This is a genomic window from Vibrio harveyi (genome assembly GCF_030060435.1).
GTDB classification, from domain to species: domain Bacteria; phylum Pseudomonadota; class Gammaproteobacteria; order Enterobacterales; family Vibrionaceae; genus Vibrio; species Vibrio harveyi.
The window spans coordinates 2,162,009-2,185,468 of sequence record NZ_CP125876.1; the positions used below are offsets into that span (position 1 = coordinate 2,162,009).

The 23,460-nt window shown below is 44.6% G+C and carries 21 protein-coding genes; 10 read left to right on the plus strand and 11 right to left on the minus strand.

Features of this window, described 5'->3' with window-relative positions; all coding sequences use genetic code 11:
* Positions 1-112: 112 nt before the first annotated feature.
* The gene (locus QMY49_RS25955) at positions 113-715 is read right to left on the minus strand and encodes a beta-phosphoglucomutase family hydrolase (protein ID WP_033008004.1); all 603 of its coding nucleotides are present in this window, start codon (positions 713-715) and stop codon (positions 113-115) included.
* A gap of 76 nt (positions 716-791) precedes the next feature.
* On the opposite strand from QMY49_RS25955, the gene arfB reads away from it, so the two are divergent.
* Entirely contained in the window at positions 792-1,205 is a 414-nt protein-coding gene (gene arfB / locus QMY49_RS25960) for an alternative ribosome rescue aminoacyl-tRNA hydrolase ArfB (RefSeq protein ID WP_017819300.1), read from the plus strand.
* A gap of 71 nt (positions 1,206-1,276) precedes the next feature.
* Complete coding sequence (locus tag QMY49_RS25965; protein WP_005453653.1) at positions 1,277-3,046, plus strand: methyl-accepting chemotaxis protein; 1,770 nt, start codon at positions 1,277-1,279, stop codon at positions 3,044-3,046.
* Positions 3,047-3,138: 92 nt separating this feature from the next.
* Here the strand turns inward: QMY49_RS25965 and vmeZ are convergent, their stop codons facing one another.
* Together vmeZ and vmeY are read right to left on the minus strand one after the other, a co-directional pair.
* Positions 3,139-6,291: a multidrug efflux RND transporter permease subunit VmeZ gene (vmeZ, locus tag QMY49_RS25970; RefSeq protein WP_283315398.1), complete on the minus strand. Its 3,153-nt coding sequence runs from the start codon at positions 6,289-6,291 to the stop codon at positions 3,139-3,141.
* 8 nt (positions 6,292-6,299) lie between these two features.
* A complete protein-coding gene (vmeY, locus tag QMY49_RS25975; RefSeq protein ID WP_017188742.1) occupies positions 6,300-7,427 on the minus strand; it encodes a multidrug efflux RND transporter periplasmic adaptor subunit VmeY in 1,128 nt (375 codons plus the stop codon).
* A gap of 350 nt (positions 7,428-7,777) precedes the next feature.
* Here vmeY and QMY49_RS25980 point away from each other — a divergent pair, with 350 nt between their 5' ends.
* Positions 7,778-8,236 carry a dCMP deaminase family protein gene (locus QMY49_RS25980; protein WP_005453645.1) on the plus strand — a complete coding sequence of 153 codons (459 nt, stop codon included), beginning with the start codon at positions 7,778-7,780 and terminating at the stop codon, positions 8,234-8,236.
* A 120-nt stretch (positions 8,237-8,356) separates the two neighbouring features.
* On the opposite strand, the gene pepT is transcribed toward QMY49_RS25980, so the two are convergent.
* Together pepT and QMY49_RS25990 are read right to left on the minus strand one after the other, a co-directional pair.
* On the minus strand, positions 8,357-9,586 hold the full coding sequence (pepT, locus tag QMY49_RS25985) for a peptidase T (RefSeq protein ID WP_005453643.1): 1,230 nt from the start codon (positions 9,584-9,586) through the stop codon (positions 8,357-8,359).
* A gap of 192 nt (positions 9,587-9,778) precedes the next feature.
* Positions 9,779-10,639: a DUF6279 family lipoprotein gene (locus tag QMY49_RS25990; protein WP_005453642.1), complete on the minus strand. Its 861-nt coding sequence runs from the start codon at positions 10,637-10,639 to the stop codon at positions 9,779-9,781.
* Positions 10,640-10,903: 264 nt separating this feature from the next.
* Here QMY49_RS25990 and QMY49_RS25995 point away from each other — a divergent pair, with 264 nt between their 5' ends.
* Positions 10,904-11,077, plus strand: a complete 174-nt coding sequence (locus QMY49_RS25995; protein ID WP_005453640.1) for a hypothetical protein — start codon at positions 10,904-10,906, stop codon at positions 11,075-11,077.
* A gap of 62 nt (positions 11,078-11,139) precedes the next feature.
* Here QMY49_RS25995 and QMY49_RS26000 read toward each other — a convergent pair whose 3' ends face one another.
* Entirely contained in the window at positions 11,140-11,772 is a 633-nt protein-coding gene (locus QMY49_RS26000; RefSeq protein WP_005453637.1) for a response regulator, read from the minus strand.
* The gene (gene narQ, locus QMY49_RS26005; RefSeq protein ID WP_269992742.1) at positions 11,759-13,495 is read right to left on the minus strand and encodes a nitrate/nitrite two-component system sensor histidine kinase NarQ; all 1,737 of its coding nucleotides are present in this window, start codon (positions 13,493-13,495) and stop codon (positions 11,759-11,761) included. The genes QMY49_RS26000 and narQ overlap by 14 nt, the downstream gene beginning before the upstream one ends.
* Before the next feature lie 246 nt (positions 13,496-13,741).
* Here narQ and napF point away from each other — a divergent pair, with 246 nt between their 5' ends.
* The 6 genes from napF (at position 13,742) to QMY49_RS26035 (ending at position 18,354) form a co-directional block, all read left to right on the plus strand.
* On the plus strand, positions 13,742-14,227 hold the full coding sequence (gene napF / locus QMY49_RS26010; protein ID WP_009701993.1) for a ferredoxin-type protein NapF: 486 nt from the start codon (positions 13,742-13,744) through the stop codon (positions 14,225-14,227).
* A 43-nt stretch (positions 14,228-14,270) separates the two neighbouring features.
* Positions 14,271-14,579 carry a chaperone NapD gene (locus QMY49_RS26015; protein WP_005453631.1) on the plus strand — a complete coding sequence of 103 codons (309 nt, stop codon included), beginning with the start codon at positions 14,271-14,273 and terminating at the stop codon, positions 14,577-14,579.
* The gene (napA, locus tag QMY49_RS26020) at positions 14,576-17,065 is read left to right on the plus strand and encodes a periplasmic nitrate reductase subunit alpha (RefSeq protein ID WP_005453626.1); all 2,490 of its coding nucleotides are present in this window, start codon (positions 14,576-14,578) and stop codon (positions 17,063-17,065) included. Before QMY49_RS26015 ends, napA begins: the two co-directional genes overlap by 4 nt.
* A gap of 76 nt (positions 17,066-17,141) precedes the next feature.
* The gene (locus QMY49_RS26025; protein ID WP_005453623.1) at positions 17,142-17,597 is read left to right on the plus strand and encodes a nitrate reductase cytochrome c-type subunit; all 456 of its coding nucleotides are present in this window, start codon (positions 17,142-17,144) and stop codon (positions 17,595-17,597) included.
* A gap of 28 nt (positions 17,598-17,625) precedes the next feature.
* The gene (locus QMY49_RS26030) at positions 17,626-18,204 is read left to right on the plus strand and encodes a NapC/NirT family cytochrome c (protein WP_005453621.1); all 579 of its coding nucleotides are present in this window, start codon (positions 17,626-17,628) and stop codon (positions 18,202-18,204) included.
* A gap of 15 nt (positions 18,205-18,219) precedes the next feature.
* The gene (locus tag QMY49_RS26035) at positions 18,220-18,354 is read left to right on the plus strand and encodes a TIGR02808 family protein (protein ID WP_005433365.1); all 135 of its coding nucleotides are present in this window, start codon (positions 18,220-18,222) and stop codon (positions 18,352-18,354) included.
* A gap of 240 nt (positions 18,355-18,594) precedes the next feature.
* On the opposite strand, the gene phaC is transcribed toward QMY49_RS26035, so the two are convergent.
* The 4 genes from phaC to QMY49_RS26055 form a co-directional block, all read right to left on the minus strand.
* On the minus strand, positions 18,595-20,370 hold the full coding sequence (phaC, locus tag QMY49_RS26040) for a class I poly(R)-hydroxyalkanoic acid synthase (protein ID WP_283315405.1): 1,776 nt from the start codon (positions 20,368-20,370) through the stop codon (positions 18,595-18,597).
* Between the two features lie 64 nt (positions 20,371-20,434).
* Positions 20,435-20,782, minus strand: coding sequence for a phasin family protein (locus tag QMY49_RS26045; protein ID WP_005453608.1), 348 nt, complete (start codon positions 20,780-20,782; stop codon positions 20,435-20,437).
* Between the two features lie 44 nt (positions 20,783-20,826).
* A complete protein-coding gene (locus QMY49_RS26050; protein ID WP_283315406.1) occupies positions 20,827-22,035 on the minus strand; it encodes an acetyl-CoA C-acetyltransferase in 1,209 nt (402 codons plus the stop codon).
* Between the two features lie 11 nt (positions 22,036-22,046).
* Complete coding sequence (locus QMY49_RS26055) at positions 22,047-22,787, minus strand: SDR family oxidoreductase (RefSeq protein WP_283315408.1); 741 nt, start codon at positions 22,785-22,787, stop codon at positions 22,047-22,049.
* Between the last annotated feature and the right edge of the window lie 673 nt (positions 22,788-23,460).

Sequence of the window (23,460 nt, forward strand, 5' to 3'; positions counted from 1 at the left end):
TTTCACAATAAACATTCATATTCTCATTATGAGAATTATATAAATTCACTGAGGTTATACAAAAAGACCACGATAATATCGTGGTCTTTTAAATGACAATTAACTTATTAAGTTAAGATTTTGGATAAAATACTAGCTCATTACCCTCGACCATCACACAATCCATTCCTGCGGCATGAGCGGCTTTTTTTCCTAACTCGGTATCTTCAAACACCACACACTCTTGTGCAGACAAACCAAGCTGTTCGGCTGCCATAACAAACGTATCTGGGAAAGGTTTGTGATTTTCTACATCCGTTGCCGTAACGACAGCATTTAACTTCTTCAGAATGCCCGCTTTTGCTAACAGACGCAGTGCGCTATCACGTTGACTGCCTGTTCCAACAGCAATCTTCTTATTACCAAGATGTTGGTCCAAAACCGTATTCGTGCATGAAATAATTTCACCGTGTTGTTCCATTTCTGCAAACGTGTCCATTTTGAAACGAGAAACAACTTTTGGGTCGAGAGATAAACCGTGTTGACGATTCACTTCGCCAACAATTTTGAAGCTTGGCATGCCCCCTAAACTATGCAACCACTCTTGGTTAAAAGGGAACTCGAAACGGTCTGCTGTCGCTTGCCATGCAGCTAAGTGCGCTGGCATCGTATCAATCAAGGTGCCGTCCATATCGAAAATTAACCCTTTATAGGGGCTTAAATCTATTGTGTTCATGTCAATTCTTCTATTTGTACATCTCTGATGGTAATTTATCAGCCATCGTCACATTCCTTATTGGCATTTAGTAATCATGCTCAAAATTTCGAACTCCGTCACAATTCAAGATTGGGAAATCCAATTATTGCCTATCCGGGCTCAAGGAAATGGTGGGCAGAACGTTAATAAGGTATCGTCCGCAATACATCTGCGCTTTGATGTACGTCATTCCACACTGCCGGAATTCTATAAAGAGCGACTCCTCGCCCTTTCGGATAGTAGGATTTCAAAAGAAGGGGTGATCATCATTAAAGCTCAGCAGTTTCGGACGCAAGAGCAGAACAAAGAAGACGCACTAAATCGATTACAAGCGTTGATACAATCTGCCAGCCGACAGGAAAAGAAGCGTATTAAAACGAAACCAACTCGCGCTTCACAACGTCGCAGACTTGATAGCAAAACCAAGCAAGCGACAAAAAAACAGCAACGCCAGAAAGTGCTGTACTAACAAACGTCAGAGCTAGCCATTGGAAGCCTCTTTGGGTTTCTTAACTTAGTCAATTCTTCAGGACAAACTATATGACTATTAGGCACAAGCTCTACTCCCTAGGAGTAATTGCCATTCTTGGCATTGTCACCCTATTGGGTACCTCGTCACACTTCGCTAACCAAAGCCAAGAGCTCAACCATGCAATCAAATTGGTTGGCGATCTCGAAATTCGTCTCCTTAACCTGCGCCGTAATGAAAAAGACTTCTTGTTACGCAGCAACATCAAATACCTCGATAAATTCAATGCTAACGTCGACAAATTTTTGGGTATCGAACAAGAATTGGCTGGCATTCTCAACCTTTATGAACTTCCTTCTAGTCATCAATTCAAGCAAGATTTACTGGCTTACCAAAAAGGATTTCAAAAATTAGTTGCTGCTTACGAACGCTATGGTCTCGATGCAAACAGTGGTCTATTAGCGAGCTTTGAACAGGCTTTATCTGAAGCCGAGCAAAATGCAAACCACCAACAAGTAATGGCACTGACTAAGTTCGCACAACGAGTTAAAGCCGGACAAATGGACGAAGGCCTGTTGCAAGGTTTGTATGTTCCTTCATTAATCGAAAATGCGCGCCAACTTGCGACGCAGAAACAGACGATTGGAGTCGCGTACAACAAAGGTCTACTGGGTGACACTCGTGCCCTATCACACACAGTTGAAGAACAATTTAAGACCTTCTCATCTGCGTTGAGTAATGCAGCGACCGAACGTGATAGTCAAAACACCATGGTGAAACAAGTTATCACTGCGGTAGTATTTATTATTATCTTAGCTCTGATTTCGCAAATCTCACGCTCAATCAATGCTCGCGTTAGTAGCCTGCTTGCGACCATAAAGAACATCAGTGAAAGTAATAACATGGGTTTACGTTCAGAGTTGGCAGGTAAAGATGAACTGGCGGACATCAGCCACCACTTAAACGATCTGTTGGATAAGCTTGAGCACCTGATTCACGGCACACAAGAGAAGTCAGCACAGCTATCAGCAAGTACTGACAACATGCATCGCGAACTAGAAGGTGTGATGGAACAGTTCCACACTCAGGCAGACCATACCTCATCAATGGCAACAGCAGTTCAGCAAATGGTCGCCACGATTGGTGAAATCTCTGAAAGTACTTCTGTGGCAGTAGAAGGCGTTCACCAAGCTGCAAACAATGCGGAGCAAGGTCGTACCGTTGTTGAAACCACAGTAACAAATGTCGGTCAATTAACTGGTATTCTCTCGAACAGTCAGCAATCAATTGGCTCTTTAAACGAACATGTAGCGAAAATTGGCGGTGCAGTAAACATCATCCAAGATATTGCAGAGCAAACTAACCTACTCGCGCTAAACGCAGCAATTGAAGCAGCACGTGCCGGCGAGCAAGGTCGTGGCTTTGCCGTCGTGGCGGATGAAGTACGCGCACTCGCAAGTCGAACTCATCAATCGACAGAAGAGATCACTCGCGTGGTATCAGACATTCAGTCACAAATGTCGATGGTCGTATCTGATATCGACCAATGTAACGATCAGGGGCAGCAAACCCTACAAGCATCGGAGAAGCTGGATTCAAGCCTTCAGCAAATCATTGCAGACATGCATGCAATTCAAGGCAACTCTGAACGCATCGCATCAGCAATTGAAGAGCAAGGCATCGTGATGAATCAGGTGAGCGACTCGATTACTGAATTGAACGTGATTTCAGAAAACAACATGCAATCCGCACAAGAGTGTCTGCATGAAGTCGACTCTGTCTCTGCTCAAGCCCATGACATGGACGAAGCGGTTGCGGAATTTAAAACTCGCAGCGCGTAGCCCAAGTTCACTTACTCGGTTTAAATGAGTACCAACAAAAAGCCCGAAGCACTCTCATGCTTCGGGCTTTTCTATTTAAAGTTACTTAGTGCTTATTCATCATCTAAAGGAACCAGTTTGGTATTACCACCGTGGATCTTCTCACGTTTTCTCTGTACCAGAGCGTAGAAGCCCGGAATCAGGAAAGTACCTGCTAGGAGCACACACAGCAGACCACCAATTAGGGAAATACCCAATGAGTTCTGACTCACATGACCCGCACCAGCGGCGAAGATCAATGGGAAAATACCCAAGATGAACGACCAAGACGTCATGTTAACAGCACGGAAACGAAGCTTACCCCCTTGTACTGCAGCACTGTCGATATCCACATCTTTTTCTTCACGCTCTTGCTTGGCGAATTCCACAATTAGGATTGCGTTCTTTGCCGCGAGCGCTATGAGCAGGACGAGACCTATCTGAGCGTACAAGTTAAGTGGCGTTCCGGTTAAGTTCAATGCGAGGAAGGAACCCAACGTTGCCACTGGCACCACTAGGATGATCGCTAAAGGAATACTCCAACTCTCGTACTGCGCCACCATGAACAAGTAGATAAAGATCAATGCCAATGCGAACGCGTAAATCGCTTGGTTACCTGCCAAGACTTCTTGATACGCCATACCCGTCCACTCGTAAGTGTAACCTTGTGGCAGAACTTCAGCCGCGACACGTTCCATTGCTGCAATCGCGTCACCACTTGAATAACCCGGAGCGGGTTGACCTTGAATGATGGCACTGCGGTACATGTTATAACGCCATGCAACATCCGGCTCAAACACCTGTTCGTAGCTCACTAATGTACTCAGTGGTACCATATCGCCACTTGAAGAACGCACGTGGAAACGCTCAAGATCTTCCATACTGCTGCGGTGTTCGCTGTCTGCTTGCATGGTCACACGGAAGTTCTTACCGAACATGGTGAAGTCGTTCACGTATAGCGAACCAAGGTTACCTTGCAATGTTTGGAAGATTGACGACAGTGGAATACCTAACTGTTGTGCTTTCTCACGGTCAATATCGACATAGTAATGCGGTACATTTGCACGGAAGGTACTGAAGGTATATGCGATTTCTGGAGCTTGGTTGGCCGCCTGAATCATTTCACCCATTACCATCGACAAATCAGTACGGCTACGACCTAACGTGTCCTCAAGTACAAATTCAAAGCCTGAGGCTGCGCCCATACCCGGAACGGCAGGAGGTCCCATCGCAAATACTATCGCTTGCGGCAGTTCCATCGCAGCACGAACGTTGATGCGGTTTGCAATTGCGTTAGCAGCATGTTCACCGTCAAGGGAGTTACGCGTATCCCAATCATGCAGTTTGATAAACAGAGACGCACCGTTTGATGCTGCGGCACCCGTCATGAATGAGTAACCATTCGCAACCGTCACACCATCAACACCCGGTTCTTGCTCAACCATCTTCATCAGTTCATTAGTCACTTCCTCAGTACGGGAAAGAGACGCAGAGTCCGGAAGTTGCACGTTCACCAACAAAATGCCTTTATCTTCTTGAGGTACAAACGCCGTAGACGTTGTTTTCGCGAAGAAAGTTACTGCGGCAACCGCGACGAAGAAGAAAGCAATCAGCAACATAGACTTCTTGACCAAGAAGCCAGCGATCTGACCGTAGCGCGCTGTTACGCGCTCTAGACCGCGGTTGAACGCTTGGAACCAGTTTGCCGTGTTACCACCACCCTGCTTCAACACCAACGAACATAGTGCTGGAGACAGCGTTAATGCGTTAATAGACGAGATAACTACCGAGATACAGATCGTCAATGCGAACTGACGGTACATGATGCCGGTAATCCCCGGAAGCATGGCTACTGGTAGGAATACCGCCAATAGAACCAAGGTCGAGGTAATGATTGGACCCGTTACTTCTTTCATCGCCAGCAAAGTGGCTTTGCGTGGTGAAATGGTTGGGTCTTTCGCCATAGTGGTATCGACGTTTTCGATAACTAGAATCGCGTCATCTACCACGATACCGATGGCGAGGATCAAACCGAACAGGGTTACTGTGTTGATGGTAAAACCCGTCGCCTGCATGATAGCGAATGTGCCGATAAGGGATACTGGAATCGCAACAACAGGAATTAAGGTTGCGCGCGCACTACCAAGGAACAGGTAAGTAACTGCAATTACCAACAAGATCGCTTCAATCAGCGTTTTCACTACACCCTTGATCGACTCAGCTACGAACACGGTTGTGTCATAACTGGTTTCGTAAGCCATGCCTTCAGGGAAGTTAGTGCTTAAGCGCTCAAGCAAGTCCATGACCGCTTGCCCACTTTCCAATGCGTTTGCGTCTGATTGCAGTGACAACGCGACGATAGAGGCATCTTGACCACGGAACTTACCGTTACCGTCATAGAACTTCTTACCAAGCTCAACGCGAGCAACGTCTTTTAGGTATACAGTAGAACCATCTGGGTTTGCACGAAGTACTACATCCTCAAACTCGCTCACGCTCTCAAGACGACCTTTGGTCACCAAGTTGAACTGAACTTCTTGAGGGTTGTTGTATGGCGCAGCACCAATACGACCTGCTGCTACCTGTACGTTCTGCTCCGCCAACGCCGAGTACACATCGGTTGTTGTGAGGTTCAGGTTAGCCATTTTTTCTGGATCTAACCAAACACGCATCGCGTATTCACCACCACCGATAACGTTAACTTCACTGATGCCCTTAACACGCGCAAGTTGGTCTTTTACGTTCAGGTTGATGTAGTTGATAAGGAACTTGTCATCGTACTTACCGTCAGGTGAGTAGAAGTTCAAAACCATCAACAAGTCAGGAGAACGCTTTTTCACCGTTACGCCTACCATGCGTACTTCTTGAGGCAGTTTTGACTCAATCTGCGATACACGGTTTTGCACGTTAACCTGCGCCATGTCTGGATCAGTACCCACATCGAAGGTGACGTTTAGGCTGTAAGAACCATCGTTAGCACTCTTTGAAGACATGTAAATCATGTTTTCAACGCCGTTCACGGAGGTTTCTATTGGGTCGGCTATCGCCTGCTCCACAACCTCAGCACTTGCACCCGTATAAAATGCTGTCACGCTCACCGATGGTGGACTGATTTTAGGATATTCAGCAACAGGCAAGATCGCTAATGAGATGGCACCTGCCAACGTCAAGATGATCGAAATAACCAGTGCGAATTTCGGTCTTTGAATAAAGAAACGACTTAACATGACGCCTCCTACTGTTTCTGTTCAGCAGGTGATTGAATACGCACTTCTACACCGTTGCGTACACGTTGTAGACCTTGTGTAATCACAGTGTCGTCCTTGTTCAAACCTTCTTTGATGATGATACCCTGCTCTACTTGCGCACCAAGTTCAACGTTACGGCGCTCCGCAACATTGCCTTCTGCCATCACCATGGCAAAGTCACCTTCTAGGTCCGTTTGCACTGCACGACGAGGAATCACGATGACACCTTTTGCATTCTTATCGCGAAGGTTTACTTTAATGTGCTGGCCAGGAAGTAGTTTTTGCTCCGGGTTTGGTACCACTGCGCGCATCGCGATCGTACCGGTTTGCGTATTAATCCGATTACCTAAAAAGTCCAATTGACCTAGATGTTCGAAGTACTCTCCGTTTTCCAGTTCAAGCTGAACCTCAACGCCACTCGACTCTGCACTACCGTCGCCTTTAATACCGTCCATACCAAGGTTTAAACGTTCACGTTCACTCACGCTGAATGAGGTATGCACTGGGTCTAGGCTAACTAATGTCGTCAAAATGCCAGAAGATGGGGAAAGCAGATCACCAGTACTTACTTTACTGTCACTGATGCGACCGCTAAATGGAGCACGAATTTGAGTGTAAGAAAGGTTTACTTCCGCAAGCTTAAGCTGAGCGTTTGCTGCTTCAAGCTCTGCTCGCGCGCCAAGTAACGTCGCTGTCAACGCATCGAACTCTGATTGGGAAATACTGCCACGTGGCAACAAGTTTTTACCACGTTGGTGGTCGAGCTCTGCTTTCTTAAGCGCCGCTTTTGCCTGAGCTAGCGCTGCTTTTGCACTCGCCACTTGCGCTTCAAAAGAAGAAGGCTCGATGGAGTACAACAACTGCCCTTTCTCTACCATCTGACCTTCGTCAAAATGGCGAGCTTCAAGGTAGCCGGAGACTTGTGCCGTAATATTCGTATCTTCTACTGCTTCAATGCGACCGATGTAAGACTTACTCGGTTGGTAGTCGATAATTGTGACATCTTGAGTCACAACAAGAGGAGCTTGCGCCCCCTTCTGGGCATTGTTTGCTTCTCCGCATCCCGCGAGGATAGCTGTTGCCGCCATTAGTGCGACGAGTGGTTTCTTTTGCATGTATATACCGTCTTTATAGAACAGGATTCGTTTGACAATACCCTAACCTTACAGGGTGCTTTGTCCGAAAACTTCAAGAGAAACCGGGGAAAGTGTATCAAAGTGTAAGCCGATGAAACGACTCGCAAACATCGTAATCAACAGGCTAAATTTGTTGCGATCATGTACACGAATCACGCTGAAAATTGATGTGAAGTAAGCAATGAGAATATGGCGTCATCATCACTTGGAAATCAAAGTCTACATAGGAAAATAGAATCTTCATGATCGCTAGACATGTTTTGACTATTTTTTTAAACAGAATGCGTTATCATGCAGATAATTCAAAGCTTTCGACCGAGAGGATGAGTATGATTTCTAAATGGGAGAAACGTTTTTACCAAATGGCTGAGCTGGTGGCATCTTGGAGTAAAGATCCATCGACACAGGTAGGTGCGGTTATCACAAAACAAAACCGCATTGTTTCTGTTGGCTTCAACGGCTACCCACATGGTGTTTCTGACAGTGTGGATACGGATGAACGTGAACTGAAATACTTAAAAACACTGCACGCAGAAGAGAATGCGATTTTGTTTTCAAAGCGCGACTTAGATGGATGTGATATCTGGGTAACGCACTTCCCTTGCCCAAACTGTGCGGCAAAGATCATTCAGACAGGTATCGCTCGCGTGAGTTGCCCGGAACAGTCTGAAGATTTCTTGTCTCGTTGGGGTGATAAGATTCAGGTAAGCCAAGATATGTTCGACCAAGCCGGAGTCGAAGTGAACTGGCTACCAATTAGTGAAATCGAAGAAAAAAGCGTTCGTTAAACCACCTCTTGGATGGCTAATAAACGTACAGAATTCATTTCACTCGAGCAAAATTAAAAAGCCCAGACACGTGTCTGGGCTTTTGTTTACTTGAATGGTGAGATTACTCAGCAAATGATATTAACCGTGCTTCTTCGCCGTTAGCTCAGCAATTTTAACGATCACTTGAACCGATTTCTCCATCATCTCAACTGAAATAAACTCGTGGATACCGTGGAAGTTATAACCGCCAGTGAAGATGTTTGGACACGGTAAACCCATGAATGACAAACGAGCGCCATCTGTTCCGCCACGAATTGGTTTGATCAGAGGTTCCACATCACAGTCTTCCATCGCTTGTTTCGCCAAATCGATAATGTGCGGATATGGTTCAACCATTTCACGCATGTTGTAGTAGCTGTCAGTGAGCTTCAACTCAACAGAGCCATGCTTCAACCCAGCGTTCATATCATCGACAAGTTTCTGCATGAAGGCTTTACGGCTTTCTAGACCTTCACGATCGAAGTCACGGATGATGTAACCTAGCTCACTGCGAGCCACACCAAGTTCACCTGATTTAAGGTGGAAGAATCCTTCGTAGCCTTCTGTGGTTTCTGGCGTCTGATCTTCTGGCATTTGCACTTGGAATTTTGCCGCCAAGTTCATCGCATTAACCAATTTGCCTTTTGCTGTACCAGGGTGAACACTCACGCCATGGAAAATGACATCCGCACTGGTTGCATTAAAGTTTTCGTATTCTAGCTCGCCTTGAGGACCACCATCGATAGTGTACGCCCATTTCGCACCAAACTTTTCAACATCAAACAAGTCCGCACCACGACCAATTTCTTCATCTGGTGTAAAACCAATGCAAATATCACCGTGTGGGATTTGAGGGTTTTCAATCAGCATCGCAACCGCGGAAAGAATTTCTGCAATACCGGCTTTGTTGTCAGCACCAAGTAGTGTCGTACCATCAGTCGTGATCAGGTTGTGGCCATGAAGATCGTGCAAATCTGGGTATTGGACTGGTGATAACACTTCATCGCCCAAACCAAGTGCAATATCGCCACCCTGATAGTCCTCAATAAACTGAGGATTTACATTTTTACCAGAGGCATCTGGTGCAGTGTCCATATGCGCGATAAAGCCAATAGCAGGTACATCGTAATCAACGTTAGATGGCAGTTTTGCCATCAAGTAGCCGTTGTCACTTAACGTCACATTGCTTAAGCCAAGCTCAATCATCTCTTTTTTAAGTTGCTGAGCAAACACCAGTTGCCCGCTGCTGCTTGGGCAAGCTGATTCGTGGGGATTAGATTGAGTATCGAACGTGACGTAGCGAAGAAATCTTTCAACTAAATGTTTCATAATTATTCTCATTGTTTTGGGCGAAGGATGCCACGCACAGGGATGCTTGGTATGCGAGGATCCTATCCAACATGGTTCGACAAACCATGTTACGCTCATGAGGCGATAAGAATTTGCTTTGAATCAGTTTTTCATTAAAAAGTGCTGGCGCACTCCTATAGCACTCACATTAAGAATTTGATTTATCGAGTTTTAATTCAATAGGTCTTCGGCAAGTTCTCGCCACTCTCGGATTTTGCCATGGAAGTGTTTCCATTGTTTATCACTCATGGATTGAGCTATATCTAGAGTGAATTGATCCGTTAGTGCGATATTTTGATCAATATTCTTAGTCAATTGATCACTATAATAACTTTCTGGTTCAAATAAGAGCTGCATGAATACCTGCTGGTAAACCACGCTGTTGGTTTTATTTTCGAAAAGATATTCTAATTCTTGAATAATGGAAGATCGATAATCACGCCATAAGGGACTATTTATAATCACTTGCTGAGAAAGCTGTTTGGCTCGCGCTTTTTGTTGGCTAGATAATTTCCCCAACCATTCTTCCATCCACTCCTCTGTATTCTCTAAGACAACTTCTCTCAGTTCTTGTTCCGTTTTTCCTACATATTTTTCATCTCTCTCCTTATAACGTTCTCTTACACTATCAATAAACTCTGCTTCTTGTTGATTATCGAGCTGCATACTTAACGAGAAGAGATCTGGAGCGGCTTTCGAAACAAGACGTTGATAGTGTTCACGCATTTGGTCTCGATTCGCTTGCAATGCTTCCAATGTAATGCTGTCTTTATTCAGTGCCTCCAATTGTTTTAAGTGATCGATATATAAAGGTAATTCTTCTTTCTTGTGCCAATCGGCTAATAATAAGATTCGCTCCTCTACCAGAGCTTCTTGTTCACCATCTAAAGACACATAGTCATCTAAATATTCGATCACTACCCAATCAATATTGCTGTATAAAAACTTCTTTGCACAACCAGCAAGCGCCAAAATAGATAACAAGATACATCCATATCGAACCGCTTTATTAGATAAACTTTTTAATTTCATCACCGATCCATATTCCCTTTTCCATTGATTAAGTTCTATACTCAATCTAAATCACTTATTATTGCGGCAAACTTACGTCAGTCTGGCAAAGTGACATTGCCACCCTAGTAGTATATAGAGTTTGAAATTAACTTTTTTATCACAACTATCCGCAAAAAAGTGAGTTAGTGCGCAATTATTAGCCAAAACTCGAACGATATAGCGTTCCTTAAAGTGGCATATAAATTGCTTCAATAACATCAGGATAGTTTATGGAGGCGTAGCATGGCTGCTGCTGAGCAACTTGATACGAGTGTAGAATACGAAATTCGCTACTTTGAACAGGGGAAAATGCACAGTATGAGAGTCGTCGCGGAAGATAAGAAAGCGGCGCATCGTTACTATTTGGAGTGTGGCAAACACAATAGTGATTTGTACTCCATTCGCCCAGACCAATAAAAAACCGCCCTTGTTTGGGCGGTTTTTTCTATTTGGCGTTTCTAGAATGGGCGTCTAAAGTGTTACTTAATTTCGCCGAACCGCTCTAGATAAAGCACTGTTGCTGCAGTACGTGAAGGTACTTTCAACTTTTTCAGCAAACTCTTCATGTGCACTTTAACGGTCGATTCAGAGATAAACAGGCGATCGGCAATCTGCTTGTTGCGAAAACCGCGCGCCACCTCTTGGAGGATTTGCGTTTCACGGTCAGTCAATGAGTCAAATACGTCTTCTTGACCTTCACGCTCATTTAGGTATTTCGCTACCGCTTGGCTGTAGGCTTTGTCCCCTTCGTGTGCTTGTTTTAGCAGTTCAACCAATTCATCTGGCTCTGTGTCTTTTAACAAGTAACCATCTGCGCCGCTACGCACGATAGCTTCGATGTCTGCCGGACTGTCCGATACGGTGAGAATAACAATGCGAGCTTCACAACCGTCAGCACGCAAAGCTTTTAGCGTATCTAGACCAGACATGCCTTTCATATTCAGATCAAGAAGTACCAAATCCAGCTCAAGTTCATGAGCTTTCGCAACCGCATCCGCACCGCTACTTGCCTCTGCGACGACTTCAAATTCTGGCTCAAAACTGAGTAACTGATGAATACCACGTCTCATGAGTGGGTGATCATCCACCAGCATTACTTTACACACTGTCAATGTTTACTTCCTTACTATGTTGGAATTCTAGTCTTACGATACAGCCGCTATTAGCTGCGGCTTCAATTTGCAACTCAGCGTGCAATCTGGCTGCTCGCTCTTGCATGATACTCATACCGTAATGATTTAATTTTTCGTCTTGCTGCTCAAAGCCTATACCATCATCGGTAACAGTCACTGTGACTTTCCCATCAGAATCAAGACATTGAATCTTAATATTGTTCGCTTGCGCATGTTTAATCGCATTTATTGTCGCTTCTCTGATCAACTGTAGTAGATGGACCTGCTGGTGTGCATCTAATTCAGTTGAAGAAAGCTCATTGTCAAGCGAGATTTTCGCCGCAGTTTGATCATCAAGCGTCGAAACCATTTCTTGAAGCGCTTGACCAAAGCTGCCCTCTTTTATTGTTAGGCGAAATGTAGTCAAAAGCTCACGAAGTTGGGTATATGCTGCTGACAGCCCAGTATCGAGTTCAGCAATGACTTGATTTGTCTGCTCTATCGCTTTGTCATTAGGAATATTCTTCACACTTCGTTTGAGTAGCGATACTTGGATCTTCAAATAAGACAATGCTTGGGCTAGTGAATCGTGTAACTCACGAGCGATGGTGGCACGTTCTTCCATCAAAAGCAGCTGCTCGGCTTGTCTCTGCGCTCGGTTGTAATATACCGCACGAGATAAAATTTGAACAAAGTTATCAATAAGAGACTCATTAGGACACGGCAAACCCGCTTTCCAATGCAAATACCCAAGGTGAACACCGTCCAGCGTTAATATCTTCGTGTGGCATTCCCTATCACATTCGTGACGGCACTCTTCCCCCTCAGAGAGTATCCAATTTGGTTCCCCAATTTGATCAATTTCGAGCTTAACTGCACGAATTCCTTCCAAACTTGCAATATGTTGTAAAATCGCTTGGAAATTCTCCTGATGGATACGTGACGCCGTCAGCTCTTTCGACGAATCATACAACACTCTCAGCGATTGGTTAGCATGTTGTAGCTTACGTGTTTTCTCGTCGACAGCTTGCTCCAACCCTCGATATAGCTTACCAAGATCGTTCGCCATCCTATTGAAAGTTCGGGTCAAAATGCCCATTTCGTTGTCACTCGATACATTGAGTGACACATTAAACGAACGATTCTGAATTTGTTCACTTGCAAACACAAGAGCGCGTAAAGGTCTGACAACTTCTAGTCTCACAAAGTGCACGACAAACATGCTGACACACAGTATGCCGCCAAGCCCTAAGCCACCAATCCACGCTAAGTTGATCAGTTTTTGTTCTGAGTAGTTCTGCAGTTTAAATACAAAAGCATCAATTTGTTGAACAAAACCAGCCACTAAGATCAGATATTTGTCTCTATCTTGGCTCTTTAGTACCGATTTCAGCTCGTGCCAGCGCAGAATCAACCGATAGTAGTCTTTTGTAATATCTTCTGGTACTGACCAATGCTGTAGTGCCAGCATTGAATGGGAGTAAATTGACTGCTCAAATAAGTCAATATGTGAAGAATAGTCAACAGATTCACTTTGAATATCATGGGCTAAACGATAACTCTGCATTCGCATCGAACCCGCTACGTTGACCGCCTCCGCATCATTAAGGCTTGATGCAAGAGTGAATATAGCAAAGCCAGTCGTCGCCACCGATAGGAGTAAAATCAACATCATGGCAGACGCAATAGTGCGTGTTACTGACTTTTTCACATTTTTAAACAACTCTGAACTCCGCTCGTTTGATAACCACGTTTGTCTTTATACAACGCGCATTATCTTTCAACTTTATCAATATGTGATCACCTGCGCCGGAATTTATTGATCCAAAACAATATTGCATCCTAATTACCTCCTAAGAGGTATTTATACATATATGTCAAAAACTACAATTTCGTGTACTTAAATGACAGTTTATTAATGAAATTGTGGACTATGCTTAGTTTGGGTTTCAATTTTTGAGGTGACTAAGTGGTAGACCTTTCTAGACGAAGACTTTTTGCACGCAAAGCGCAACCGGATAATTCGGTACGTCTTCCTTGGTTAGCAAAGCCAACTCAATTCACGGATGACTGCACTCGCTGTGGCAAATGCATCGAGGCATGTGAAACCAAAATTATAACCAAAAGCGACGGCGGTTTTCCTGCAGTCGATTTTTCTATTGATGAATGCACATTTTGTTACCAATGCGCCGAGGCTTGCCCAGAGCCACTATTTTTAGCAGAAGCGGAGCAACCTTGGCAGGCAAAAGCGAGCATCACCGATAGCTGTTTAGCAAAACAAAATGTCGAATGCCGAAGCTGTGGGGACATGTGCGACCCGATGGCGATTAAGTTCAAGTTAGAACTTGGCAAAGTAGCACAACCAAATTTAGACCTTGATGAGTGTAACGGCTGCGGCGCCTGTGTTTCAGTGTGCCCTACTTCATCCATCAATGTGAGCAATATAACAGCCTAGCCGTTAGTGGTCGGCGCGATAGGCGATAAAACGAGAGAGATGTATGTCACTAAACGAAGTGCACATTTCGAGTCTGGTAGTCCATGTTCTGCCTGAACATTTGGCTGAAGTTAAAACCCAGATTGAAGCGTACGAAAACGCAGAAATCTACGGTGACAGCCCAGAAGGCAAAATCGTGGTGGTGCTAGAAACTGAGAATCAAGGTTTCATCACCGACACTATCGATGCGATTAATAATTTACCGAATGTCTTGAGCACAGTATTGGTTTATCACCAAATCGAAACTGGGCTTGAAGAAACGGAAGAAGAAGACACTGGAACACAACATTCCCAAATCGAGGGTGAAGTATGAAAATGACAAGACGTGCGTTTGTGAAAGCAAACGCGGCTGCATCAGCTGCTGCTGTCGCAGGTATTACACTACCAGCTTCTGCAACCAATCTGATTGCAAGCTCTGACCAAACTAAAATCACATGGGACAAAGCACCTTGTCGTTTCTGTGGTACAGGCTGTTCTGTTCTTGTTGGTACTCAAAACGGCAAAGTCGTGGCGACTCAAGGTGACCCTGAAGCGCCGGTAAACAAAGGTCTGAACTGTATCAAAGGCTACTTCCTTTCTAAGATCATGTACGGTCAAGACCGTCTGACTCAGCCTCTTCTACGTATGAAAGATGGCAAATACAGCAAAGACGGTGACTTCGCTCCTGTATCTTGGGACACCGCTTTCGATATCATGGCTGAGAAATGGAAAGCTTCTCTAGAGAAGAAAGGTCCAACCAGCATCGGTATGTTCGGTTCTGGTCAGTGGACAGTAATGGAAGGTTATGCCGCAGCCAAAATGATGAAAGCAGGCTTCCGTTCAAACAATATCGATCCGAACGCGCGTCACTGTATGGCATCTGCAGTAGTAGGCTTCATGCGTGCATTTGGTATCGATGAACCAATGGGTTGTTACGACGACTTCGAGAACGCTGACTCATTCGTTCTTTGGGGTTCAAACATGGCAGAAATGCACCCAGTTCTGTGGACACGTATTACTGACCGTCGCCTAAGCCACCCTCATGTAAAAGTGAACGTGCTTTCTACTTACTACCACCGTTCATTTGAGTTGGCAGACCACGGCTACATTTTTAATCCTCAGTCTGACCTTGCGATTGCTAACTTTATCGCAAACTACATCATTCAAAACGATGCAGTGAACTGGGACTTCGTGAACAAGCACACGAACTTCACCAAAACTGACACTGACATCGGTTACGGCCTCCGTGACGATGACCCGCTACAAAAAGCCGCTAAGAACCCGAACTCTGGCAAGCTGACGTCTATCTCTTTCGAAGAGTACAAGAAGACTGTCGCGCCTTACACCGTAGAGAAAGCATCTGAAATCTCAGGCGTAGAAAAAGAGAAACTAATCGAGCTTGCTAAGCAGTACGCGGATCCAAACACGAAAGTGATGTCGCTATGGACAATGGGTATGAACCAACATACTCGTGGCGTATGGATGAACAACTTGGTTTACAACATCCACCTACTAACCGGTAAGATTGCTACTCCGGGCAACAGTCCATTCTCACTAACGGGTCAACCATCAGCATGTGGTACCGCTCGTGAAGTTGGTACGTTTGCTCACCGTCTACCTGCAGACATGGTGGTTGCTAACCCTAAACACCGTAAAATCGCGGAAGAGATCTGGAAACTGCCAGAAGGCACCATCCCACCGAAACCAGGTTTCCACGCGGTACTGCAAGACCGCATGTTGCATGATGGCGTTCTGAACTGTTATTGGGTTCAATGTAACAACAACATGCAAGCTGGTCCAAACATCAACACAGAGCGTCTTCCAGGTTACCGTAATCCAGAAAACTTCATTGTTGTGTCTGACCCATACCCAACAGCAACAGCGCAAGCCGCTGACCTTATCCTTCCTACTGCAATGTGGATCGAGAAAGAAGGCGCTTACGGTAACGCAGAGCGTCGTACACAAGCTTGGTACCAACAAGTAGAGACCATCGGTGATGCAAAATCTGACCTTTGGCAGGTAATGGAATTCTCTAAACGCTTCAAGATGGAAGAAGTGTGGCCAGAAGAGCTTCTTGCAAAAGCACCAGAGTACCGTGGTAAAACCATGTACGACATGCTGTTCAAGAACGGTCAAGTTGACCAGTTCCCTATCGAAGAAGCTCGTGAACTAAACGATGATTCGCACCACTTCGGCTACTACGTTCAGAAAGGTCTGTTCGAAGAGTACGCAACATTTGGTCGCGGTCACGGTCACGACTTAGCACCTTACGATGTCTATCACACTGTACGTGGTCTACGTTGGCCGGTTGTTGATGGCAAAGAAACACAATGGCGCTTTAAAGAAGGTTCTGACCCATACGCTAAAGCAGGTTCAGGTTGGGACTTCTACGGTAATGCTGATGGTAAAGCGAAGATCATTTCTGCGCCTTACGAAGCGCCACCAGAAGTACCAAATGAAGAGTTCGACCTATGGCTATGTACAGGTCGTGTTCTTGAGCACTGGCACACAGGTACTATGACTCGTCGTGTACCAGAGCTTTACAAAGCTGTACCAGACGCTGTGGTTTACATGCACCCTGCGGATGCGAAAAAACGTAATGTACGTCGCGGTGAAGAAGTTCTGATTGCAAACAAACGTGGCGAAGTACGCGTTCGTGTTGAAACCCGTGGTCGTAACCGTCCACCTGAAGGCTTGGTATTCGTACCGTTCTTTGATGCCCGTATTTTGATTAACAAGCTGATTCTTGATGCGACTGACCCTCTGTCAAAACAGACAGACTTTAAGAAGTGTCCAGTCAAAATCACGAAAATTGCTTAACCGTCAAATAACGAATGCAAAGGCCGTCGACTCGGCGGCCTAAAAAGAATTTAAGCCATAAGGCGGAGATGAAATGATGAAAAAATACCTTATCGCACTTTTATCTGTAGGTGCTTTATTGACAGGCGTTGCACAAGCGGAACTGGACAATCCAGGTGGCACAGGCGGTCTAGACTCGCTACGCGGCACTGCGCAACTTGAAGACACTCGCCCTGCAGATGATTTTAAAGACTTTCCCAAAGACCAGATCGTTGCAGACAGCTTTGTATATCAGCCGCCACTGATCCCTCATAGCATCCGTAACTACGAAGTGTCTTTGAACGCAAACAAATGTCTAGCATGTCACAGCTGGAAAAATGCTAAAGACGCAGGCGCTACCAAGATCAGTGTAACGCACTACGTTAACCGTGAAGACGCGGTACTAGCAGACATGTCACCACGTCGTTACTTCTGTTTGCAATGTCACGTTCCACAAACGGATGCTAAACCATTAGTGGAAAACGAGTTTAAGGCAGTCGATTCGCTTCAGTAATTGAAACGCGAGTACTAAGAGGTTACTTATGAAAATACTTAAAGCGTTTTGGAAGAGACTGTCGAGCCCGAGTAAAGCTGCCGCTGGTGTGGTTTTATTCCTTGGCTTCGCTGGTGGTCTTCTGTTTTGGGGCGCATTCAACACAGGTATGGAAGCGACCAATACAGAAGAATTCTGTTCTGGCTGTCACGCTCCTATCGTCGCTGAAATTCAAGAAACGATTCACTACTCGAACCGTTCTGGTGTTCGTGCAATCTGTTCTGATTGTCACGTACCACACGAATGGACCGATAAGATCGTTCGTAAAGTTCAAGCGTCTAAAGAGTTGTTTGCTCACTTCGTAACGAAGACGATCGATACGCCGGAGAAATTCCAAGCTCGTCGTGAACACTTAGCGGAACGTGAGTGGGCGCGTATGAAGAAGAATGATTCTCTTGAATGTCGTAACTGTCACCAGTTTGATTACATGGACTACTCGCAGCAGGGTAAACGAGCGGCAGCTCAACACTCTACCGCTCTGGCTTCAGGCGATAAAACTTGTGTAGACTGTCATAAAGGTATCGCACACAAACTGCCTGACATGCACGGTGTTGAAGGCTGGCAATAAGGAGAAACATAGACAATGAGTAATCTTGAATCCTTTATCTGGCACTTCCTTGGATACAGCGCAATGCCAGTCATTATTCTTTCCGGCTTTGTCGGAGTAGCAGCAATCTCTCTATGGCTACTCTCACTAGGTAAGGATAAAGAGGTGTAATTCACCTCGAACCAGTCAACTTTTTTGCCTATTTTGTTGACGGAAAACGCCGAGCATTTGCTTGGCGTTTTTTCTTTCTACGTTTCCAACCAAAGCACCAAACCCAATACTCTCTGACGGCTTATGGTGGTTCTCACACTTGCTTGTTGTGATGATTCTTTGCTCCTTGCGAAGCAAAGCTTCAGACAGAAAAAAGGCGACCATTCAGATCGCCAAATAATACTGCTTGCGAGGAGCAGTCTAGGACTCGTTGATAGGCAGAACTTGTCGAACATACTGACCAGGAGCATCTTCAATAACCGGATTTTGCTCAGAACCAACTGGGAAAGGCTCAACTTGCTCTTTCGGGTTAAACTGCATCAACCATTGGTGCCAATGCGTCCACCAAGAACCTTCTTGATGATTCGCGTTGTTGAACCATTCGTCCGCCGAGTCATCAAGATTGTCGTTCAACCAATATCCATATTTGTTTTTCGCTGGGTGATTCACGATACCAGCAATATGCCCTGACTCACCTAAAACAAAGGTCTTATTACCACCTGTATTCAGAGCACCACGATACGTTCCTTGCCACAGTGCAATATGGTCTTCTTTGGTCGATACAAAATAACTTGGGATCTTAATCTTGTTGAGATCAATCCAAACACCGCCAATTTTTACACCCTTGTCTTGTACCAGCTTATTCTCCAAATAGAGTTCTCGCAGTAAGAAATTATGGCAAGCGGCGCTCACATTAGTGCTGTCACTGTTCCAATACAGTAGGTCAAAATCAACAGGGCTATTACCTTTGAGGTAATTATCGACGTAATAGTTCCAGTACAAACTGTTTTCACGCAGCAGACTGAATGTCACGCTTAACGAGCGACCATCCATGTAACCCTTGGCGTTGTTTTGCGTTTCTATAGCACTGATGATTGTGTCATTGATGTATGCCCCAACCTCCCCCGGCTGAGAGAAGTCCAATAAGGTCGTAAAGAAGGTCGCAGACTTAATACGCTTCTTCATACGTTTCGCTGCATAGTAAGCTACGGTGCTGGCGAGAACCGTACCACCGATACAGTAGCCAGCTGCGTTAATTTGCTCTTGACCAGTAATATCCTCAATCGCAGTAACCGCTTTCGCTACGCCTTCGGTTACGTAGTCCCCAAACTCAACCTGCGCTTGTTCTTTACCCGGATTGCGCCAAGACATCATAAATACGCTATGACCTTGCTCTAACAACCAACGAACCATTGAGTTTTTCGCCGTTAGGTCAAGGATGTAGTACTTATTGATGAACGGTGGAACGATTAATAGCGGTGTCGCATTCACTTTTTCCGTCAAGGGACGGTACTGAATCAGCTCAAACAATTCGTTTTGGAACACAACATCGCCCGCAGTCATCGCTACATCATCCCCAACGCGAAACGCATTGTTGTTGGTCATGCGTACTTTGAGAATGTCGGCACTCGACTCAACATCTTCTTTTAACTTCTCTAAACCCGTCAGTAGGTTTTCACCATTTTGCTCAAGAGTGAGTTTAAGCAGTTCTGGGTTGGTCGCGATGAAATTAGATGGAGAAAGTGCGTTGATAGCCTGACGAGAGAAGAAGGTAATACGCTCTTTCGTCTTCTCATCAAGACCTTCGATGGAATCGAGCGTGTCTAGATAGGTTTTACTAAACAACAAATATGATTGCTTGATGAAGCTGTACATGGCCTCTTGCTGCCAAGCATCATTTGAGAAACGCTTGTCGCCCTTCTCTGCTTCGATAAGTTGCGTTTGATTACCTGCTAGAGCCACATTCTGCCAAATTTGAAGCTGCTGCTCCCACCACTCTGCTTGCAACTTCAAAATTGCAGCGGGTTGGTTTGCCGCTTGTTCGAACAGTTTAGCAGTATCTTCAAAGTTCACTTCTTGCATGGCCTTGTTCAAAGGAGAATTCACGACTGCCTTGTTCACTTCGAAATCATGCCACCACTGTTGATTGGTTTCCTGAAGCTTTACAAGATAGTCCGAAAAGAAGTGTTGAAACATAGTCTTACTCCTATATTCGGAAAAAACAACGCCGCCCAAAAAGCGGGCGGCGCAAGCGGACGTATTACGCTGGAGTAACAGTCTTTAGGTTTTCCGAAGTCATTTTCTCAACGTCTTCTTTGAACTCTTTTGCGATAGATTGCAGCTTGTTGCTGTCGTCCATCATTTGCTGAGAAAGTTTAGTAAGAACGGTAAGTTGTTGGCTGTTGAAAGCCGTTAGAGAAGTCACGTCTTTGATTTCTGACGCTGCTTTCATTTGGTTTAGACCCACTTCGCTGTAAGTACGGATCGCGTTCAGTTGAAGCTCAGTAAGCACTTCTACGTTCTTTGTTACTAGCTTGTTGAACTTCAAGTATGGTTCTAGATTCTTTTCAGTTTGATCGCTAAAAGTTTTGAAGAAATCAGTGTACATGGTTTATCTCCTAGAGAAAGAATTAAAAATGTCCGTTTAAATAACTACTTAACTGCTTTTACAATCACAGCCGTGCCCATACCGCCGCCCACACAAAGTGAAGCAACCCCGTACTGACCGTCTTGTTTGTGAAGTTCATGAACCAACGTAACCAAAATTCGGTTACCTGATGCACCAAGTGGGTGACCCAATGCGATAGCACCACCATTAAAATTGGCTTTATCTTGAATCGAGCTTACTGGTACTTGGTTGGTTTCAGCCAGTTTATGAATCACGCCTAATGCCTGAGCAGCAAAGGCTTCGTTTAATTCATAAACATCGATATCGCTGGTTTTCAGCTCGGCTTTTTGTAGTGCCTTGTTCACTGACTCAACAGGACCAAGCCCCATAATTTGAGGGTCTAAACCAGATTGTGCGTAGCTCACTACCTCGGCAATTGGTGTTAAACCATGCGCTTGAACTGCAGTTTCTGAAGCCAAAATGATGGCACTTGCACCGTCATTAATGCCCGATGCATTACCTGCTGTCACTGTACCTTCTCGGTCGAACGCAGGGCGCAGCTTGCTCAAACCTTCAAGTGTGGCATTGGCTTTCGGGTATTCATCGGTGTCAAACACGACCGTTTCTCGACGCTGCTTAACTTCAACAGGAACAATTTCATCTTTGAATTTACCTGCCTCGATAGCCGCGACAGCTTTTTGCTGACTCCAAAGTGCGTATTCGTCTTGCTGTTGGCGAGACAACCCTACCTCTTTTGCAACGTTTTCAGCCGTCACTCCCATGTGGTACTGGTTGTAAACATCCGTTAAGCCATCTGAGATAAGGAGATCTTTCAGCTCCATGTGACCCATTTTGTTGCCATCTCGCACACTGCTAGGCACGATGAATGGGATTTGTGACATGACCTCAACGCCGGCAGCCACCACGACTTCTGCATCACCGCTGCGAATATGCGAAACGCCATCCATGACGGTTTTCATACCACTGCCGCATACCATGTTTACGCCGTATGCAGGGACTGACTCCGGGATACCTGCAAACAGTGCAGCTTGGCGTCCAACACCCATACCTTGACCGGCTGCAACAACGTTACCAACAATAACTTCATCGACCTTATCTGCTGCCAAAGAAGCTGCCTCAAGCGCACCTTTTATTGCTACTGCAGCTAGATTTCCTGCTGAGGTGTTTTTTAAGCTTCCACCAAACGCACCAATTGGCGTACGCTTTGCTGCAACGATAAATACTTTTTCCATCACTCTACTCCTTAGCTCATGTATAGGCCGCCGTTCACCGACAATGTTTCACCGGTGATGTATGCGCCGGCATCACTCACTAGGAAACTTACTGATGCTGCAATTTCTTCTGGCGTTGCTAAACGCTTCATTGGGATTTGGTTGGTGATAGATTCAAGCACTTCAGGTTTCATCTGCTCTACCATTGGGGTGCCGGTGTATCCCGGAGCGATAACATTCACAGTCACACCAGAACGAGCACCTTCATATGCCAGAGCTTTTGAAAAACCAATCATGCCAGCCTTAGCCGCTGAGTAGTTTGCTTGTCCAAACTGTCCTTTCAAACCATTAACGGAAGAGATGTTAATGATGCGACAACCACCTTTTTCACACATAGTCGCGAACAAAGGTTGAGTCACATTGAACAAGCTATTTAGATTGGTGTTAATGACGTCATTCCAAGCTTGTGCAGTCATCTTTTTAAACACGCCATCACGTGTGATACCTGCATTGTTGATGACAACATCTATAGTCCCTTCTTCCTCAAGCAAAAGTGCCAGTTTTTCAGCACACTGCGTGGTGTTTGTCACATCTAATTCAAATAAGCGTACCTGATCTTTGGTAAACCCTTTTTCATTAAACCATTCCAAAGCACACTCATAATTACCTGTAAAATAAGTAGCAATTACTCGATAACCATCATTTACTAATTGAGAGGAAATAGCAGAACCAATTCCGCCTTTTGATCCAGTGATCAAAGCGACTTTCTTCATTGAAGACTCCATTCTTAACGGCATTAAAAAAGCGAATTAAGACACTGACGAAATGTTTCGCCAACTGACGTGTTAATTTATTCTTTTGGCAACAATTCCTCTGCTGCCTTTTATTTTAAGTTAACCTAGAAATATGACATTTCAAATAAAAAACTCATTCATTTGCATAAGATTGATTTAGATCTCATTCGGAATGAAATGTTATAAAAAAGTTAAGCGCGCATAAATCACTGTTTTAAAAGAAGAAATACTAAAGACAATTTGATTATTAATTTTGTAAATCACTTTGCATTCAGTAAGTTATACGAATTTCTATCTATGTTGCATTTGCAAATGGTTTAAGATCATCTTTCATTTAGAAACTAATAGATCGCAATTAAATTATCGAGTCAATAGTTAACAAAGCTCAACCAATAATTATTAAATATATCATTAGCTTACATCCTACTTTGATGTATTTAATCTAAGTAAAACATGGTCAAAATGACATAAATACCAATTAAAAAATAATATAACTGGTAATTAAACCAACTAATTTCTACAACTAAGTTATCTCATATTAATTTATAAATGATTTTATTTGGTGCAACAGCGCACTAATATGTCGCACACATTTAATTGTTATTTAAATTTTATTAAACAGTTGAATGTTAACCCTATACCTCCAACCTCC

Excerpts from the sequence above, each read along its gene's own strand:
- QMY49_RS25955 (WP_033008004.1), bottom strand. The coding sequence starts at position 715 with ATGAACACAATAGATTTAAGCCCCTATAAAGGGTTAATTTTCGATATG.
- arfB (WP_017819300.1), top strand. The coding sequence starts at position 792 with ATGCTCAAAATTTCGAACTCCGTCACAATTCAAGATTGGGAAATCCAA.
- QMY49_RS25965 (WP_005453653.1), top strand. The coding sequence starts at position 1,277 with ATGACTATTAGGCACAAGCTCTACTCCCTAGGAGTAATTGCCATTCTT.
- vmeZ (WP_283315398.1), bottom strand. The coding sequence starts at position 6,291 with ATGTTAAGTCGTTTCTTTATTCAAAGACCGAAATTCGCACTGGTTATT.
- vmeY (WP_017188742.1), bottom strand. The coding sequence starts at position 7,427 with ATGCAAAAGAAACCACTCGTCGCACTAATGGCGGCAACAGCTATCCTC.
- QMY49_RS25980 (WP_005453645.1), top strand. The coding sequence starts at position 7,778 with ATGATTTCTAAATGGGAGAAACGTTTTTACCAAATGGCTGAGCTGGTG.
- pepT (WP_005453643.1), bottom strand. The coding sequence starts at position 9,586 with ATGAAACATTTAGTTGAAAGATTTCTTCGCTACGTCACGTTCGATACT.
- QMY49_RS25990 (WP_005453642.1), bottom strand. The coding sequence starts at position 10,639 with ATGAAATTAAAAAGTTTATCTAATAAAGCGGTTCGATATGGATGTATC.
- QMY49_RS25995 (WP_005453640.1), top strand. The coding sequence starts at position 10,904 with ATGGCTGCTGCTGAGCAACTTGATACGAGTGTAGAATACGAAATTCGC.
- QMY49_RS26015 (WP_005453631.1), top strand. The coding sequence starts at position 14,271 with ATGTCACTAAACGAAGTGCACATTTCGAGTCTGGTAGTCCATGTTCTG.
- napA (WP_005453626.1), top strand. The coding sequence starts at position 14,576 with ATGAAAATGACAAGACGTGCGTTTGTGAAAGCAAACGCGGCTGCATCA.
- QMY49_RS26025 (WP_005453623.1), top strand. The coding sequence starts at position 17,142 with ATGAAAAAATACCTTATCGCACTTTTATCTGTAGGTGCTTTATTGACA.
- QMY49_RS26030 (WP_005453621.1), top strand. The coding sequence starts at position 17,626 with ATGAAAATACTTAAAGCGTTTTGGAAGAGACTGTCGAGCCCGAGTAAA.
- QMY49_RS26035 (WP_005433365.1), top strand. The coding sequence starts at position 18,220 with ATGAGTAATCTTGAATCCTTTATCTGGCACTTCCTTGGATACAGCGCA.
- phaC (WP_283315405.1), bottom strand. The coding sequence starts at position 20,370 with ATGTTTCAACACTTCTTTTCGGACTATCTTGTAAAGCTTCAGGAAACC.
- QMY49_RS26045 (WP_005453608.1), bottom strand. The coding sequence starts at position 20,782 with ATGTACACTGATTTCTTCAAAACTTTTAGCGATCAAACTGAAAAGAAT.
- QMY49_RS26050 (WP_283315406.1), bottom strand. The coding sequence starts at position 22,035 with ATGGAAAAAGTATTTATCGTTGCAGCAAAGCGTACGCCAATTGGTGCG.
- QMY49_RS26055 (WP_283315408.1), bottom strand. The coding sequence starts at position 22,787 with ATGAAGAAAGTCGCTTTGATCACTGGATCAAAAGGCGGAATTGGTTCT.